This is a genomic window from Cyclobacterium xiamenense (assembly GCF_009467825.1).
In the GTDB taxonomy this organism is placed as follows: Bacteria; Bacteroidota; Bacteroidia; order Cytophagales; family Cyclobacteriaceae; genus Cyclobacterium; species Cyclobacterium xiamenense.
Window position 1 is genome coordinate 205105 of the sequence record NZ_WIOK01000005.1, and the last position, 18253, is coordinate 223357.

Below are 18253 nucleotides of genomic sequence, written 5' to 3' on the forward strand. Positions count from 1 at the left end.
CGTTCATCCAAAACCATTCACTATAGTTTTAAAACAAACAGCGTAAAGGTATGAAAAATCTTGTACTATTCCATGTTATACGCATGACCAAACTATTTACCTACGCATTTCTGATTCAAGTCCTGTCCATGAGTTTTTTGTTTGCCTGGAATGGCAATGCACAGGTGAAGGATATTGAAGAAGTTATGGTGTCCATTTCCCTTGACAATGCCAAAATCGAAAAGGCATTTTCGCTTATCGAAAAGACCACGGAGTTTAGTTTCGTATTTACCGATAAAGAATTGAGAGATATCCCAAGGGTTACCATCGGTGAGGGGACGCAAAGTCTGTATGCGGTGCTTTCGGTCATTGGCAAACAGACGGGCTTGTATTTCAAACAAGTCAATCGCAATATCCACGTCCAACGGGCAGTCCCGGATACACAGCCGCTAGAGCCAATTTTGACTACAGAGGTGGTAGTGGATGTTATTGTATCCGGAATCGTAACCGACGAAAATGGTGAGCCACTGCCTGGAGCATCGATTACCCTACTTGGCACCACCACGGGCACCGTCACCGATATTGACGGCAACTATACAATTTCCGTTCCGGACGGCGCCACGCTGGTTTTTTCGTACATTGGCTATGAATCAAAAACGGTAGAAGTAGGCACCCAAACCACCCTTAATATTACCCTGTTACAGGATGCCTCTTCTTTGGAGGAAGTGGTGGTTGTAGGGTACGGAACAGTCAAAAAAAGTGACCTTACGGGGTCTGTCAGTTCCATTCAGGCGGATAAATTGAATACGGATTCCCAGGCATCGGTAGAGCAGATCATTCAGGGAAGGCTTCCAGGTGTGCAGGTGACGCAGGCAAGCGCCAGACCTGGAGGAAATTTTTCTATTAGAATTAGAGGTTCTAATTCCATAACCGCAGGAAACGAACCGCTATATGTAATTGACGGACTTCCCGGAGCCAATCCGGAAAATTCCTTAAATCCTTCTGATATAAAATCCATAGAAGTGTTAAAGGATGCCTCTGCTACCTCAATTTACGGGGCAAGAGGGTCAAACGGGGTAGTGTTGATAACCACCAAAAATGGGAAGCGAAATAGTCCGTTAACTGTAAGTTACAATGTAACGACCAGTATTCAAGCTGCTACCAAAACATTGGACATGATGAATGCCCAACAATACATGTCATTTTATAATGATGTGTACATCGATAGGGGTCGGGAACCAATCTTTAGTCAAAATGACTTTACCACCATAGGCGCTGGTACCGATTGGCAAGGTGAGATATTTCGCTCCGCACCCATTCAGGAACATCGGGTTTCTTTTTCAGGGGGATCTGAAGATACCCAGTATTACTTATCCTTGAATGCGTTTGATCAAGACGGGATTGTAATAAGTTCCGGTTTTAAAAGATTTTCTGGCCGGATTAATTTAACTCATTCTGTAGGTGATAAGTTAAAGGTAGGGATCAATTTCAATAATAGTTATGTAAACGAGGATCAAGTACCACTTGGTCTTGGAGTGAACGCTACAGCTGGAGTGATTGCGGCGGCATTACAATTACCACCAACAGAACCGATATTTAATAGCGATGGAGCCTATTCAACCAGCCTGCAGGATTTGAGTAATCCTGTAGCCCAAGCTCGAACGATGGATCGATTTGAAAGAAGAACACGCCTGTTTGGTAATGCATTTTTGGAATATGAGATCATCAGTGATTTGAAGGCAAAACTAAATTTTGGTTTAGATCAGGGCATTGCGAGAAGTGATACTTTTGATGATATCGTGACTCAAATTGGACTTTTAAGACAAGGTCAGGCTACCCAAAGCTTGAGAGAAAACAATAGTTTTGTTTATGAATTTACATTGGATTACAATAAAATAATTAATGGTCAGCATAAGTTAAATTTGCTTGGTGGTTATTCCTATCAGGAATTCATGACTTTAGGGTTTAATGCTAGTGCAATGGATTTCCCAACGACATCCTTTGGACCAAATAATTTAGGTTCAGGAGATCCTTTACTAAATGAAGTAGGGTCATTTAAAGGGAAAAACAATATTGTTTCAGGTTTTGGCAGGGTGAACTATTCTTTTGACGAACGTTTTTTGATGACGGCATCATTTAGGGCAGATGGGTCTTCCAGATTTGGTGCGAACAACAAATTCGCCTACTTCCCATCGGGAGCGCTTGCGTGGAACCTATCCAATGAGGCTTTCTTCCCAGAGGACGGTTTTGTTTCCGATTTTAAATTAAGGACTAGTTTTGGGGTGAGCGGAAATCAGGAAATTGATAATGGAAGATCGCTTGTTCTTTTGGGGTCCGGACCAATCTCCGTTTTTAATGGGGATGAATTTCAATCCATTGCGCCTACACAATTGGCAAATCCCGATCTAAAATGGGAAACAACGGAATCCTTTAACCTGGGAGTCGATTTTGGTATGCTTTCCGGAAGAATATCCGGTTCTGTTGAATACTTTCAAAACAATACCAGGGACTTATTATTGCTCTTACCCATTCCTACTACTACAGGTTTTGGTAATTCTTTGCAAAATGTAGGGGATACCAGAAATAGTGGTTTTGAATTTTCGTTGTCGTCAAGGAACTTCGTCGGTAATTTTTCATGGATAACAGATATAAATATGGCCACCGTGAAGAATGAAGTTATTAATCTTGGTCAGCTGCCAAGGATACTGCAAGGCGGTACCCGGTTCATGCAAGATTTTACAATATTGGAAGTGGGCCAGCCTGTTAATGCCTACTTTGGTCATGTGTTCGATGGGATTATTCAGTCCGCAGAGGAGTTGGCTAATTCACCTTCTCAGACAAATGGTGCTGTGGGCAGTAGGAAATTCAGGGATTTAAACGGTGATAATGTGATTAACGATCAAGATAGAACCATAATAGGGGACCCGTTTCCTGATTTTACCCTTGGGCTAAACAATACCGTATCCTATAAAGGGTTTTCGCTGGACGTATTCTTAGAGGGGAAATTTGGGTTTCAATTGGCAAATTTCACAAAAATTGATTCTGAAAATCCAATTGATGATTTAAGAAACAGACAAACCTATGTTTTGGATAGGTGGACCCCTGATAATCCGACGAACGAGACCCCTTCTTTCGTGAATCCCTCCCGTACCTATGATTTCAATAGCAGGGTGGTCGAAGATGCTTCTTTTATACGACTAAGAAGCGCCCGGATAGCCTACGGATTTCCAAACTTAACTATTAAGGGCATTTCATCCTTAGTGTTATTCGCCTCAGGTCAGAACCTGATCACTTGGACCGACTATAGTGGGTATAATCCAGATATCAACTCATTGGGAACTTCGAATTTAAGGATTGATTATAGCGCTTACCCACTTGCCAGAACATATGCAATCGGAATTAATATAAATTTTTGAAAACATGAAATCGACACGATTAAATTCATCATTAAACACACAGGGCAATGATTATTTTAATCGTCAAAGATTCCCTGTCTGCCGACAGGCGGGCATCTGACGAATAAAAAAAATTATAAAACAGATGAAAAAGATAAAATCACTTATTTGGTTGGCAATGATTTGTTCAGTGCTAATTTCATGCGAAGACTTATTGGAAGAAGAAACCTTTACTGTCTTAAGTCCCAATGATTTTTTCAATACCGGCGACGATCTTGACGTAGTCCTTAATTCGGTGTATGGTGAAATAAGGTACAGCGATATTAAGCGAGACGGCATGACGTTGCAGGAAGTAAATACAGATATTGCCCTGGAACGAGGCGGCGGAATATTTACCTTCAACGAACCCATTGAAGAGTTCACCTGGACCAGCTCGCACCAATGGATCAGAAATATGTGGGAACGCCGTTACCGTACGGTTTTCCGAACAAACGTCGTCCTCGATAATGCGGATGCTATTGAAATGAATGAAGATAGAAAAAGGGAAACCATTGCGGAGGCCAGGTTTTTGAGGGCATTCAACTATTATCTTTTGTATGATCTATTTGGGCCTGTTCCCCTTATTACCGATAGCCAAACAACGGTAACGGATCGACCAGCAAGAGCTTCTGAGGAAGAAATAATTTCATTCATTGAAAATGAATTAATAGCTGCGGGGGATGCATTGCCTGTGCAACCAAGAAATTCCGAATACGGAAGAGCTACTAAAGGGGCTGCACTTGGAGTCTTGACCAAGTTTTATATGATGACAAAAAAGTGGACGGAAGCTGCATCTGCTGCCCAATCGCTAATGGACCTTGGAAAATATGATTTATTTATCCAAGGTGATCGAACAGAGTTGTTCAGTCCGGAAAACCAACGAGACAATGAATTCATCTTTGTGGCGGTTATGTCAGATAATCCGGACGATAATACTGGAGATGGCTGGCTAAGCCATGTCGTTCCCAGAGGCTATCAATGGAAATATCCTCCTCGTGCCATATTTGCTGCTGAGTATAAGATATGGTCTGCTTTCTTAGAACTTTTTGAACCTGAGGATGAGAGGTTAAATGCATTTTTATTTGAGTTTGTCAATGCGCAAGGTGAGACAATTGTTTTAGGCAAGGATAATGCACGAAGTATGAAATTCCCTGAATATCCGAGTCAGGGGATAAGCCGTTCATCGGATGATTTCCCTTTTATAAGGTACGCAGATATCCTGCTTTCCAGATCGGAGGCTTTGAACGAAATCAATGGTCCAAATCAAGAATCCATAGATTTGTTAAACATGGTTAGGGAGGCTGCCGGTGTTTCCACCTTCGCCGTAAACGATTTTCCAAGCAAGGAAGATTTAAGGGATTTTATACTAGACGAAAGAGGTAGGGAATTCCATACGGAGGCATTGCGAAGGCAAGATCTGATACGTCATGGAAAATTTATAGAAATGGCAAAAGAGCGCGGGAAACCTGCTCTGGACCATCAAGTAAGGTACCCAATTCCACAAACTGAAATTGAACGAAATCCAAATTTAACTCAAAATGAAGGGTATTAGATTCTCTTCGTTTCACGTACTTCACGCTTTTACCCTCTTTTTTTGGAAATTTATCTGAGAAAATGGTTCACTTGTTGGTTGCATAATGCTTGAAGGTTGGGGTGAAGATTCCGTAGTGTTTTTCTTCGTTAAAAGAAACATAACCTAATGTTTATGAAAAGTAATCGTATAATCGGTAGCCTTCTTTTAGGTACCATCCTTACCGCCGCCTGCAACACAGAAGAAAAGGATATAACATCCCCGCCCAATATCGTTTTTATCATGAGCGATGATCATGCCTATCAGGCCATCAGCGCCTATGGTTACGGATTAAATGAAACGCCCCAGATTGATCGATTGGCTAAAGAAGGCGCGATTTTTACCCGGGCCACAGTTACCAATTCCATTTGTGCCCCCAGTCGCGCGGTAGTTTTGACGGGAAAACACAGCTTTCTCAATGGGAAAGTGGACAATGTACAACCTTTTGACTGGGACCAGAATAATTTTGCCAAGATGCTTCAAAAAGCGGGCTACACTACCGCCATGATCGGAAAGATCCACCTGGATGGTTTGCCCCAGGGATTTGACCACTCCATGGTATTGCCCGGGCAGGGTCATTATTATAATCCGGATTTTCTGGTGAATGGAGAACGCAAGCGGTTTGAAGGGTATGTGACGGAACTCACTACCCAATTTGCCTTGGATTGGCTAAAAGAAGGTCGGGATAAGGAAAAGCCCTTTCTGATGATTTATAACCAAAAGGCCCCTCATCGAAATTGGAAGCCTGCACCAAAATACCTGACCTTGTACGACGACAAAACGTTCACACCGCCAGCAAATTATTTTGACGATGAAACAAACTACGAGGGCAGGGGAACGGCCGCCAAGACCCAGGAAATGGAAATTGACGGACATGCCAGGTGGGGTCATGATTTCAAATTCGAGGTGGACCCGGAAGGAAACGAAACGGGTTTTTCCAAGGAATTGGAACGGTTTAATGAGGAACAATTGGCTCAGTGGCGAGAGGCTTACAATCCAAAAAACCAGGCATTTTTGGATGCTTACCCCCAAGCCGAAGGTGTTGCCTTTCAGTACAAAGAAAAGGAAAGAGAAATCGGAGTTTGGAAATTCAATAGGTACATCAAGGATTACCTGAGAACCATCAAATCCGTGGACGATGGGGTGGGAGAGGTATTGGACTACCTGGAAGAAAATGGGCTGGCAGAGAACACCATTGTGATATACACCTCCGATCAGGGATTTTACCTGGGAGAGCATGGCTGGTTTGACAAAAGGTTTATGTACGAGCAATCTTTCCGTACCCCCTTATTGATGCGATATCCTAAAGAAATTAAGCCGGGGACTGAGATCGATAAACTGGTCCAAAACCTGGATTTTGCGCCTACCCTGCTGGAATACGCCGGGGTGGAGGCTGCCCCGGAAATGCAGGGGGATTCTTTCAGAGGCCTGGTAAGCGGCCAATCCGATGAATGGCGGGATGCGGTATATTATACCTATTACGAATACCCCTCCGTCCACATGGTTAAGCGGCATTACGGCGTGGCCACGGAAAGGTATAAACTGATGCATTTTTATTATGACATTGATGAATGGGAAATGTATGATCTGGAAAAGGATCCCCAAGAAATGAACAATGTCTATGATGACCCTGATTATGCAGAAGTGAGGGAAGAACTGCACCAAAAATTGGAGGATCTTCGGAAGGAGTATGGGGATTCAGATGAAATGAATCAAAAATACCTAAACGCTTATTTGGAATATAGAAATAACCGGCAATAAGCGGATTAAAGGAAAATGAAAATTCAGGAATTACAAACAGAAAACTTCTATCGTGACAATGAATTTCAGAAACCCAAGATTATTTAGGCCCCGCTTAGTAAATTGAACGGAGAAGTTTTAAAGGTTTCTAGCGCTTTTTTAACAATTTAAAGATAGATAAGTATAACTAAGAATACCAAAAATTACCAAAAGAAGGGCGATACGCAGCTAATATAGCCGCCCAAACCAATATGTCTTCGGGATTTGATCCTTTGTTTTACATTGGGCCTTACTTTACAAACATTCAGTTTATCGTTTTTGGTTTGATTCCGTGGGACGATCCAGTAGCTTGATCATCAAATGCCATCCCAATTCCATATAAGGGAAGCCATTAATCACTTTCGATGTGCTGATTAAATTAAGGGCCATCCAATCGATCCGCCTGGGCCTACTCTACGAACGGACCAACAGGTACTGCGAAGGCCGGCCCGATGTAACCAATTTCGGGGTGGACGTGCAGCCTTACCATAACCTGTGGCCCATCCCTTTTTCTGAGATTGAACGGAATACCGGTGCCCAACTCGTACAAAATCCCGGATATGCTGCGGAATAATCGTTCCTGCTCGCCCGGCTGCAACCGGTACGGGAAAACCCAAAATGTTTGATTATATTACCCGTAATTAACAAAATTCACACCCGAAACCACGCATCGATTCCATGAAAAATGCACCGATAGTCATTGCCCTGCTCGCCCTTCTCGTGCTTTTTGGCTGTTCCTCCGCCGACAAAAAAACGGAGAAGCGACCCCCCAATATCCTTTTTGTCATCAGCGACGACCAATCTCACTACCATACCAGCTTTGCAGGAAGCAAATTTGTCAATACTCCGGGATTTGACCGGGTGGCCCGGGAAGGCGTGTATTTTACCAATTGCATTGCCGGCTCACCGGGTTGTGCCCCCTCCCGGAGCAGCATCATTACCGGTCGCCACCACTGGCAAAACGAACAATCCGGTCAACATGCCGCTCCCTGGTTGAAAAAACACGTGCCTTTTGTGGACCTGCTTGCCGACAATGGCTATACCACCGGTCGTACCGGAAAAGGGGTATCTCCCTTCCGGTATGCTCGGGACGAAAACGATTCCCTGTGGAGGGAAACGGATGCTGCCGGGATCGAACATAGCCGGATTCGCTACGAAGCCGGCAGCGAAGGAGACACCCGCCCCGCCGCGCAAATCAATACCCTGAATTATTTTGAGAATTTCAAGTACTTCATGGAAAACGTCCGGGAAGCCGATGATCCGTTTTTCTTTTGGTACGGCGCCACGGAACCCCACCGGGCCTTTGAGCAGGATTCCTGGAAACGCACCGATAAAAAACTATCCGATGTGGAAGTTCCCGGCTTTCTGCCTGACCACCCCATTGTCCGGGGAGATCTGCTGGACTATGCCGTCGAAATCGAATGGTTTGACCAGCACCTGCAATACATGCTGGAATACCTGGAAGAAACAGGCGAACTGGACAATACCGTCGTCATTGTCACTTCCGATAACGGCATGGCTTTTCCCCGAGCCAAAGCCAATGGCTACGACTACGGCATTCACGTTCCCCTGGCCATTCGCTATCCCGAGGCCTTTCCTGCGGGCCGTACCGTGGACGATCCCATCAACTTCATCGACCTGGCGCCCACCATTCTGGACCTGACCCAAACCCCTTCGGAAGGAATGCTGCCGATGACTGGGGTCAGCATTCGCCCCATTTTGGAGTCCTCCGAACAAGGGACCGTCGACCCTGAGAAGGAGTACGTGTTTTCCGGTCGCGAGCGACACTCCGCTTCCCGTTACCAAAACTGGGGCTATCCACAGCGGGTCATCCGCAGCCAGGATCATTTGCTGATCTGGAACATGAAGCCCGATCGTTGGCCCGCCGGAGCTCCCCAACGCATCAATCCCGACAACGAGGAGGAGTTGCTTCCCCTTTATGGAATAGATGAAAACGGCCAGCATCGTTCCGATTGGGCTTTTACCGACGTGGATGCAGCGCCTACCAAGTCGTACCTGGTGGAAAACCGGGAGGATGCATCCGTACGGCCCTATTTTGAAGCGGCCTTTGAAAAGAACCCGGAGGTACTCCTTTACGATCTCCAATCCGACCCGGAATGCATGAATAATCTGGCCGAGGATCCGGATTATGCGGAAATCAAAGAAACCTTGCGGCAGGCGCTACTTGCGGAACTTCGGGAAACAAAGGACCCGCGGGTAGTGGGGCCTGATCCGGAGGTCTTTGACTCCTACCTGCGCTACAGTCCCATGCGGGAATTTCCAAAACCCATCGAAGGGAGTACCTTAAAATGAGCAATTTACACCTGCCCGTAAAGGGATTTGTTGTCTTGTTGGTTCTTTTGTTAGCTGAAGGGGTTTTGGCCAAGGAAATGTCCCCCGACCGACCCAACGTACTCTGGATCACCTGTGAAGACATCAGTCCCTATCTGGGGAGTTATGGCTTTGCTCAGGCCCAAACGCCCAACCTGGATCGGCTGGCAAAACGCTCGATTCGCTACACCCAGGCCTATGCCAATGCACCCGTTTGTGCAGTCGCGCGATCCACGATCCTTTCCGGCATGCATGCGTCTTCCATCGGGACTCATCAGATGCGTTCAAAGGTACCCTTACCGGAAGAAATTCCCGTGTATCCCAAATTGTTGCGGGATGCGGGCTACTATTGCACGAATAACAGCAAAAAGGATTACAATTCTCCGTACAACGACGATCCGGAACTTTGGGATGAATCCAGCAATACCGCCCATTACAAAAACAGACGGTCCGATCAGCCCTTTTTCGCGGTTTTCAACCTTACCGTTACCCACGAAAGCCAGCTCAGCGAAAGCCGGATTCGCCATTACGTAGAAAATAACCTGATTCCCGAAAAACCCCGCATCGATCCCCGGGACATCGAATTACCTCCCTATCATCCCGACTTGCCGGAGATCCGGGAAGATTGGGCACGCTTGCACGACCTGATCACCTTGATGGATAAGCAAGTTGGGGAATTACTGGATGAATTGGAGGAAGCAGGTCTTGCCGACAATACCGTAGTTTTTTTCTATTCGGATCACGGCGGGCAATTGTCCCGCTCCAAGCGGTACATCTACAACGGCGGTACCCAGGTACCCTTATTGATTCACCTTCCCTACAAGTGGAAACAACTCTCATCGGTGCCCGCTGGAGCTGTGGATGCATCCCTGGTGAGTTTTGTGGATTTGGCGCCCACCCTGCTTTCCATCACCGGTTGTGAAATCCCGGATAATATGCAGGGAAGGGCCTTTTTGGGAGACAAGGCCGAAAAATCGCCCGATTTTGTCCACTTTATCCGAGACCGGATGGGCGAGCGGTATGATTTTTCCCGGGCGATTACCGACGGACGGTATTACTACATCCGAAATTTCATGCCTCACCGTCCCCTGGGCAGGGACTCCAGGTACGGGTACCAGGTACAAGCCAATTGGCGGGCCTACGAAGCTGCGTATGAAGCTGGAAAAACCAATGAGATTCAGTCACAATTTTACGAGCGAAAACCCCTGGAACAATTCTTTGATACAGAAAATGATCCCTGGCAGGTATATAACGTTGTCGAACAGCCGGCAAGCAAAGCAAGGGTGAAAAGCCTGTCAAAAGAACTGGATCGCTGGATGGTGGAGACCAGGGATGTGGGACTGATTCCGGAACCCATGGTTCATGAATTGATAGGTGCAGGAAAGAAATATAGAACTTTACATGCTTTTGCTCAAAGCAGCGATTATCCCATTCAAAAAATACTGGAGGCCGCCAAATCCGCAACGGCCGGAAGCTCCGAAAATTTACTGGCGTACCTAACGGATAAAAACCCCATCATCCGGTATTGGGGAGCCTACGGCATTTTTCTTCACCCGGATCAGCGCAATAGCCTTCAACGCCAGTTAAAAACGATCGTAGATAAGGACGAATTTGCGGCTAATAGAATTATGGCCGCACAGGCACTCGGCGTAGTCGGGGATCCGGATACCGCTTTCGAAGCAATCATGAGGGAAGCCCATGCTACGGACAATGGATATGTACTGCTTCAAGCCTTACATGCGTTCCAATACAGTCACACAGATGATCGACTTAGCCTTGATCATTGGAAGGCATTTAAAGATAAAGAATTTGAATCCGGAGACCCCGGATCTGATTTGGGCTACCCCCAGCGCATTATCGAGGATGCAATCGCACTTTTCCCAAAACGGAGGAAGGTGTATTGAAGGAAACAGTAACGGCTAAAAAAGATTCGTATCCCATCGAGGTTTCGGGAGGGGTAAAATCCGCTTTGCCTTCTGATAAAACAGGTACCCCAAAACCGGCCGTTAGCCCTTTTGAAAAAAATCGGGAGTTACGTTTTCCCCGAGGAAGATGCCGGCCTTTCTTCACTGGCTCAAAATCGATATATTTAGATCATGAACGCCAAAAAGGACGATACTGTCAACGAACCGGATTTGGAATACAGCAACCATTCCTATGCCGACTACCTGACCTGGAACATGGAGGAAGTGGTCGAACTGATTCGGGGGAAAATCTATAAAAAAGCAGCCGCAGCGCCGAAAAGAATTCACCAAAAAGTATCTGTCGAATTATCTTATCGATTGGCGGGGTTTCTAAAAGGAAAAAAATGCGAGGTTTATTCCGCACCCTTTGATGTTCGGTTCCCGAAGCGATCCACCGAGGATAGCAAAATTCACGATGTGGTACAACCGGACATCTGCGTCATTTGCGATACCAAAAAACTGGACGAGCGGGGCTGTATCGGCGCCCCCGACCTGATCGTGGAAATCCTGTCTCCCGGTAATAGTAAAGTCGAATTAAAACATAAATTTACCCTCTACGAATCCAACGGCGTGCGGGAATATTGGATCATCCACCCCGAGACGCAGGATTTGCTTATCTACAGCCTCGTCGACGGAAAATACGTTCCCTCAAAGCTTTTTACTTCAGGAGATGTGGTGGAGTCAACGGTTCTCATCGGCTTTACATTGGATCTGGAGGAGTTTTTTGGAGATATAGAGTAGCGCTAAAACGTTACCTGTGTCCTACCTACTACGGAAATGTATTCCTTTTCCGGCAAATGGTTGGTTTACAGACAATCGGGTGGCAAAAAGTGAACAGCAGCATACAAACGAGGATGCATTGATTCAATTTCTTGCTCCATTTGAATTTATTTCATTTACGGATGCCGATGCCATCGCCTATGGAGAGATTCGTGCGAAACTGGAAAGAAAGGGGCAAGGCATCGGCCCCTATGATCTTCAGATAGCCGCACAGGCAATATCCAGGAAGATGACCCTTGTTACAAACAATAGTAGGGAATACCAGCGAGTACCTGATTTGGTTTATGAAAATTGGGCCATAGCGAGTTAATCTGTCCCTGACAAGCCAACCGGGCATGGCATGGTATAAAGCGTGACTATTTTCTGTCAGCCTTTTGCAAGGTTCAAAAACGGTCGGATCATACCCGGCAGATGCTTTAATCGGTCGGGGACAGAAAGTTTTTTATATCCCTTGCTACCACTCCTATAGATTTCGCGAAAACCCTGCCACTCGGTCGTTAGATAGAAGCGGGGACAACCATAAAAAGTAAATTCTTTTTAATAAATCTCCTGTATCGTTATATTTAACCATGGATACCAAAAAAGACGATACCGTCAACGAACCGGATTTGGAATACTCCCCCTATTCCTATGCCGATTACCTGACCTGGCCGATGGAGGAAGTGGTGGAACTGATTAGGGGAAAAATTTTTAAAAAGGCAGCCGCTGCCCCGAAGCGCAATCATCAGCATATTTCAATAAAGTTAGCTACTAAGCTCTATAACTTCCTCGAAGGCAAGCCCTGTCAAGTTTACGATGCCCCCTTTGATGTGCGTTTTCCAAAGGTCTCAAAAGAGGATGAAAAAATTCACGATGTGGTACAACCGGACATCTGCGTCATTTGCGATCTGGAAAAACTGGACGAGCGGGGCTGTATCGGAGCCCCCGACCTGATCGTGGAAATCCTGTCTCCCGGTAATAGTAAAGTCGAATTAAAACATAAATTTACCCTCTACGAATCCAACGGCGTGCGGGAATATTGGATCATCCACCCCGAGACGCAGGATTTGCTTATCTACAGCCTCGTCGATGGAAAATACCTTCCTTCACGGCTTTTTACTTCAGGAGACGTGGTGGAGTCAAAGGTGATAAAGGGATTTAAACTGGATTTGGAGGAGTTTTTTCGGGATATGGAGTAGCGATAAAACGTTACCTGTGTCCTACTACGGAAATGCATTCGTTTTTCGGCTATAGGTTTTCAGGTAAATAGTTGATTTACAGACAACCTGTTTCGTTTCATCTGTGTGCTTGTATATATTTAAACGTATATACAAAACCCTCGAAATTGATATGGAGAAGAAAGCCAAAGTATTTAAGAGTGGAAATAGTCAGGCCCTCAGATTGCCAAAGGAATTCAATACGGATGAAAAGCAATTCTATATTCGCATGATAGGTACTTCGCTACTTCTTAGCCCTAAAGCCAGCTCATGGGAAATGGTATCGTAGAGTCTTAAGGCATTTTCTGATGATTATTTCGAAGACGGAAGAAATCAACCTCCCCTCCAGCAAAGAGACACGTTTTGAAATTCCTATTGGACACCGATATTTGTATTTACCTTATCAAGAACCGGCCTGAAATCGTTCTGAAAAAGTTCACGTCTTTTCCCATTTCAATGTTTAGGGTTTCTACAATCACAATTGCCGAACTGTATTATGGGGTGGCATATAGTTTGTCCGCCAAGACCTTTTCAGGCTAGAAAAAAGAGAGCGCAGAATATATTTTTTTGGCTAGTGACATTTTTTAAAAACTATACCCTAAACTGATTCCAATCAGGAATGGACTATAGAACACTTCCTTCCCACTAGTTTCGGAATTGAAAAATTGTATCCCGGGAGTGTAGGCAGCCCTGAAAAAGAAGCCTCCTTCGGGTTTTTGATACCGGTAACCTATCCTGGTCAGAATAAACTGATCCCAATGTATTTCTTCTCTTATAAAATTCGGCAAACTTTCGTCAACGGTATAGATCTGTTACGTAGGGTATAGAACCCGGCTCCTAATTCCAAATTATGCTTGGACTTTCCCAAAAAAACTGTAATCTCTGTCGGAAAGTATGGGATCCAATGGGCTGAAAATATGGGTTCACTACTTCCACGACGACGCAAAGAAAATCCTGCACTTCCCCAAAGTTTCACCCTGTTTTTTTGGTGAAGGATACGTCCATAATTAAGAGAATAGCTACCAGAGTTCCCAAGTAATTCGGCATATACGGAGTTTTTAGCCGTGAAAATATCGGCCTTGGTCTCCGGCTCAGATTGAGCACTCAACTTATTCTGGGCAATCATCAAAAAGCCCATTAAAGCGAAGAGCATACATTTTTTTGATAGTGACATTTCGGTTATAGTTTTATTGGCTGAGTCATAACATAATCCAGCTATTTAACGATTATCTGTTTGGACAAAACTTCTTTTCCATAATGGATATGAATAAAATTAATTCCGGGTTGCAGATTATTTGTATCCAGGTTCACTTTTCCCGATTTTGATTCTGCTGTACGCACCGATTTTTCCTGTTTATCATACAATTATGCCCATTAAGGTTTGGGTTTCCACTTGGGTGGAAATTATTAGGGCAAACAGTTGTCGGACCTGAAATATTTACAGTTTGTCCGATTAAATCTTCAACAAAGATAGATGCCAAAACTAAGAATAGAATAAACCTAGGCCAATTTAAATATTTCAGGGGGTAAAAGTACTAATAATTATTTTTTTTTATAAATTTATTTATAATAAATAAAATAAAAAACTCTATTACACTAAAAAATTTTATAACTGTAAAGTAAAACTCTTTTAATACACCATTAAATGCTAAAGGGTATTGGTAAAATGTTGGTTTAATCAGTCGAAGACAGGTAAAAGCAAAGCGATTCATTTTACCCTACAGCAGAATGGCTAAACCGCTAACTTTTAAAACAGCATGTTCATCATTGCGAGACTCCCAGGTCGTAAGTGATTACTTGTCAGACGGTTCTAACCCGTCTGAAAAGAGGTACCGCTGAAAAAAATTATTATCCTATGAATTATGGCAAAGTTTCAATCTTAAAACCAATTCTACTACCGGTATATACGCCTTTGGGGAGTTCTATGCTTATTTCAGATTGATCCTCATCAGCTTCTTTGGATGGGGCACTCTTAATGCCCACATTTCTTCTGGTTTCCAGATGTTCTGCCTTGACAGGTACAAGCCAATTGGCGGGCCTATGAAGCCGCGTATGAAGCTGGAAAAACCAATGAAATTCAATCCCTATTTTACGAACCCAAACCCCTGGAACAATTCTTTGATACAGGAGCAGACCCCTGGCAGGTAGATAGCCTTGTCGAACAGGAGGCCTCCAAAGCCAGGGTGAAAAGCATGTCAAAAGAACTGGATCGCTGGATGTTGGAGACCCGGGATGTGGGACTGATTTCGGAGCTGGATTGAGCTATCCCCAGCGCATCATCGATGATGCCATTGCCCTATTTCCTAAGCGGCGAAAGGTGGGTTGAGGATGGCAAATAATGGCTGAATTTATTATATTTATTCCATGAATGCCAAAAAGGACGATACCGTCAACGAACCGGATCTGGAATACACCAATTATTCCTATGCCGACTACCTGACCTGGCAGATGGAGGAAGTGGTGGAACTGATCAGGGGAAAAATTTTTAAAAGAGCAGCGGCTGCGCCAAGACGTATCCATCAGCGTATTTCGGCTAAACTTTTGGCGAGGCTATACGTTTTTTTAGAGGACAAGCCCTGTCAAGTTTACGATGCCCCCTTCGATGTGCGTTTTCCAAAGGCATCCAAAGCAGATCATAAAATCCACGATGTGGTACAGCCGGACATCTGCGTGATTTGCGATACTGAAAAACTCGATGAGCGGGGCTGTATTGGTGCTCCGGACCTGATTGTAGAGATTCTTTCCCCCAGCAATAGCAAAACCGAGTTGAAGCATAAGTTCGAGCTATATGAGTCCAACGGGGTTCGGGAATACTGGATCATCCATTCCGAAACGCAGGATTTGCTTATCTACAGCCTTATCGATGGAAAATATGTCCCTTCAATTTTGTTTACTTCAGGGCATGTGGTGGAATCCAAGGTGATCAAGGGGTTTAAACTGGATTTGGAGGAGTTTTTTGGGGATATTGAGTAGTTTTAAATCAAAGTCTTGCATGAGAAATTACAACCCAAAAAACCAGTTTTTGCCATTACTTCTTTGCCTTCTGTTTATTTCCGCCTGCAGTCCGGTTGAGCCGGACACCTCGCCGGATCCGGCTTACCAAAGCCGGCTTAACAACCATTCGGACTGGGGGATTTACCGGGGCCACTCCTCCGGTATCCAATATTCCGATCTGGACCAAATCCATGCCGGAAATGTGCAGCAACTGGAAAAAGTCTGGGAATACCAGCATGGCAATCCCGTAGGGCCGGGCATGTATGCCAATCCCATCATTATAGACGGTCTGCTTTATTTCACCACGCCGGAAGTAAATGCCGTCGCACTGGATGCCACCACCGGGGAGGAAGTGTGGGTGTTTCGCCCGGATACCTACCGAAACGACGAACGCCCCTTTCGGGGTAGAAACCGCGGACTCACCTACTGGGAAGACGAAAAGGGAGAAAATAAACGCATCCTGAACTTCGTAAAGGACAGGGTCTATGCCATTGATGCCCGTACTGGTACCCTGATCACTTCTTTTGGGGAAAACGGCTGGATCGATTTGCGCCAAAACCTTCCCCAGGACCCGGAGCAGGTTGATTTTGAAGCGACTACTCAAGGAATGGTCTATAAGGATATCCTCATTATCGGGGGAAGGACTCCTGAAGGCTCACCTTCCACCCCTGGAGATGTACGAGGCTACGATGCACTTACCGGGGAATTTAAATGGATCTTTCATACCATTCCCCAGCTGGGGGAATTTGGTTATGATACCTGGGAGTTTGAGGAAGGGGTCAGTTATGGCGGTACCAATCCCTGGGGTGGATTGACCGTGGATGAGGAAAGAGGTTGGGTCTTCTTGGCCACCGGCTCTCCGGCCCCGGATTTTATTTACGGAGGCAGCCGCAAGGGAGAAAACCTTTTTGCCAATTGCGTGATCGCCCTGGATGCCAACACCGGCAAGCGCATCTGGCATTACCAAACCCTGCGTCATGACATCTGGGATTACGACCTGCCTCCGGCCCCCATCTTGGCCACCGTCACGGCAGACGGTACGGCCCGGGATATCGTGGTGCAACTGACCAAACAGGGATTTACCTTTGTTCTGGATAGGGAAACCGGCGAACCGGTGTTTCCGGTAGTCGATTTGCCCGTCCCTCCTTCGAAGGTGCCCGGAGAAGAAGCCTGGCCCACCCAACCCTTTCCACTAAAACCACCGCCACTCAACCGGACCAGTCTTCGGGAAGCCGACCTGAGTAACATTACCCCCGAAACCCGGGAATATGTTTTAGAGATTTTCCGAAAGCACGAAACAGGCCCCCTGTATACCCCGGCATCCCGGGCAGGGGTAATCACCATGCCCGGGCATCAGGGCGGTGCCGAATGGGGTGGAGCGGCTTTTGATCCCACCACCAATGTCCTATACGTCAATATCAACGAAGCACCCACCATTCACAGCCTGGTGCCGGTGGATGCAGATCTGGATACCGCTTCGGCTTCCCCGCTTCAACGGGGAAAAGCATTGTACAATAGGTCCTGTACCGCCTGTCACGGGATCGACAAAGTCGGCAATCCTCCCTTGTACCCGCCCCTTCAAAACCTGCAGATCAGCCGGGATTCCATCAAATCCGTATTGCGCTATGGTCTGGGCATGATGCCCGCTTTTGGCCAGTTTTCGGATAGGCAGCTGGATGATTTGCTGGTTTACCTGGAAAGCAGCCCCGGGCAGCTAGAGGAAGACCAGCCCGCAGAATCCGGCTCCAACCCGACCAAAGCACCTCGCTACGCCAACGTAGCTCCCTTCTTTGTGGATCAGAATGGCTATCCCGCCATCGCTCCACCTTGGGGAACCCTCAACGCCGTGGACCTGGATAAGGGGGAAATCCTGTGGAAGGTCCCCCTGGGAGAATACCCCGAGTTGGTGGCCAAAGGCATTCGAAACACCGGCGCCAAAAGTTTCGGCGGTCCGGTGGCGACGGCCGGAAACCTGGTATTTATTGCAGGTACGCCCGATGAAAAGATCCGGGCATTTGATACCTTTTCCGGACAGGTGTTGTGGGAGTACCAATTGCCGGCAGGCGGCTATGCCACACCCAGCGTCTACCAGGTAGATGGAAAACAGTATTTGGTCATTACCGCTGGCGGGGGCGGAAAAAATGGAACTCCACATGGCGATTCGGTCATCGCATTTGCCCTGCCCGATTGATGGCCTTATGCTTTTAAAACGATAATGAACCCAAA

Annotated in this window: 12 protein-coding genes; 11 read left to right on the top strand and 1 reads right to left on the bottom strand. The window is 45.9% G+C overall.

Going from position 1 to position 18253, the window contains the following annotated elements; genetic code table 11:
* Positions 1-50: 50 nt before the first annotated feature.
* From GCU44_RS05685 to GCU44_RS05725, 9 genes are all read left to right on the top strand, one after another.
* A complete protein-coding gene (locus tag GCU44_RS05685) occupies positions 51-3395 on the top strand; it encodes a SusC/RagA family TonB-linked outer membrane protein (RefSeq protein ID WP_154854965.1) in 3345 nt (1114 codons plus the stop codon).
* Between the two features lie 124 nt (positions 3396-3519).
* Positions 3520-4965: a RagB/SusD family nutrient uptake outer membrane protein gene (locus GCU44_RS05690; RefSeq protein WP_154854967.1), complete on the top strand. Its 1446-nt coding sequence runs from the start codon at positions 3520-3522 to the stop codon at positions 4963-4965.
* Positions 4966-5118: 153 nt separating this feature from the next.
* Positions 5119-6744, top strand: a complete 1626-nt coding sequence (locus tag GCU44_RS05695; RefSeq protein ID WP_154854969.1) for a sulfatase family protein — start codon at positions 5119-5121, stop codon at positions 6742-6744.
* Between the two features lie 385 nt (positions 6745-7129).
* Complete coding sequence (locus GCU44_RS23105; protein WP_174238232.1) at positions 7130-7336, top strand: RagB/SusD family nutrient uptake outer membrane protein; 207 nt, start codon at positions 7130-7132, stop codon at positions 7334-7336.
* Positions 7337-7440: 104 nt separating this feature from the next.
* Complete coding sequence (locus GCU44_RS05705; RefSeq protein ID WP_154854973.1) at positions 7441-9075, top strand: sulfatase family protein; 1635 nt, start codon at positions 7441-7443, stop codon at positions 9073-9075.
* Entirely contained in the window at positions 9072-10997 is a 1926-nt protein-coding gene (locus GCU44_RS05710) for a sulfatase family protein (RefSeq protein ID WP_154854975.1), read from the top strand. The genes GCU44_RS05705 and GCU44_RS05710 overlap by 4 nt, the downstream gene beginning before the upstream one ends.
* 192 nt (positions 10998-11189) lie before the next feature.
* Entirely contained in the window at positions 11190-11798 is a 609-nt protein-coding gene (locus GCU44_RS05715) for a Uma2 family endonuclease (RefSeq protein WP_154854977.1), read from the top strand.
* 16 nt (positions 11799-11814) lie between these two features.
* Entirely contained in the window at positions 11815-12147 is a 333-nt protein-coding gene (locus GCU44_RS05720) for a PIN domain-containing protein (RefSeq protein WP_154854979.1), read from the top strand.
* Between the two features lie 259 nt (positions 12148-12406).
* Positions 12407-13015, top strand: a complete 609-nt coding sequence (locus GCU44_RS05725) for a Uma2 family endonuclease (protein WP_154854981.1) — start codon at positions 12407-12409, stop codon at positions 13013-13015.
* Positions 13016-13805: 790 nt separating this feature from the next.
* Here the strand turns inward: GCU44_RS05725 and GCU44_RS05730 are convergent.
* On the bottom strand, positions 13806-14207 hold the full coding sequence (locus GCU44_RS05730) for a hypothetical protein (protein WP_154854983.1): 402 nt from the start codon (positions 14205-14207) through the stop codon (positions 13806-13808).
* A gap of 1190 nt (positions 14208-15397) precedes the next feature.
* Here GCU44_RS05730 and GCU44_RS05735 point away from each other — a divergent pair.
* Both GCU44_RS05735 and GCU44_RS05740 read left to right on the top strand, forming a co-directional pair.
* A complete protein-coding gene (locus GCU44_RS05735; protein ID WP_154854985.1) occupies positions 15398-16006 on the top strand; it encodes a Uma2 family endonuclease in 609 nt (202 codons plus the stop codon).
* Between the two features lie 19 nt (positions 16007-16025).
* Positions 16026-18218, top strand: coding sequence for an outer membrane protein assembly factor BamB family protein (locus GCU44_RS05740; protein ID WP_154854987.1), 2193 nt, complete (start codon positions 16026-16028; stop codon positions 18216-18218).
* Positions 18219-18253: the final 35 nt, after the last annotated feature.

Coding starts and splice junctions, on each gene's coding strand:
- GCU44_RS05695 (WP_154854969.1), top strand. CDS start 5,119: ATGAAAAGTAATCGTATAATCGGTAGCCTTCTTTTAGGTACCATCCTT.
- GCU44_RS05705 (WP_154854973.1), top strand. CDS start 7,441: ATGAAAAATGCACCGATAGTCATTGCCCTGCTCGCCCTTCTCGTGCTT.
- GCU44_RS05715 (WP_154854977.1), top strand. CDS start 11,190: ATGAACGCCAAAAAGGACGATACTGTCAACGAACCGGATTTGGAATAC.
- GCU44_RS05685 (WP_154854965.1), top strand. CDS start 51: ATGAAAAATCTTGTACTATTCCATGTTATACGCATGACCAAACTATTT.
- GCU44_RS05690 (WP_154854967.1), top strand. CDS start 3,520: ATGAAAAAGATAAAATCACTTATTTGGTTGGCAATGATTTGTTCAGTG.
- GCU44_RS05725 (WP_154854981.1), top strand. CDS start 12,407: ATGGATACCAAAAAAGACGATACCGTCAACGAACCGGATTTGGAATAC.
- GCU44_RS05730 (WP_154854983.1), bottom strand. CDS start 14,207: ATGTCACTATCAAAAAAATGTATGCTCTTCGCTTTAATGGGCTTTTTG.
- GCU44_RS05710 (WP_154854975.1), top strand. CDS start 9,072: ATGAGCAATTTACACCTGCCCGTAAAGGGATTTGTTGTCTTGTTGGTT.
- GCU44_RS05735 (WP_154854985.1), top strand. CDS start 15,398: ATGAATGCCAAAAAGGACGATACCGTCAACGAACCGGATCTGGAATAC.
- GCU44_RS05740 (WP_154854987.1), top strand. CDS start 16,026: ATGAGAAATTACAACCCAAAAAACCAGTTTTTGCCATTACTTCTTTGC.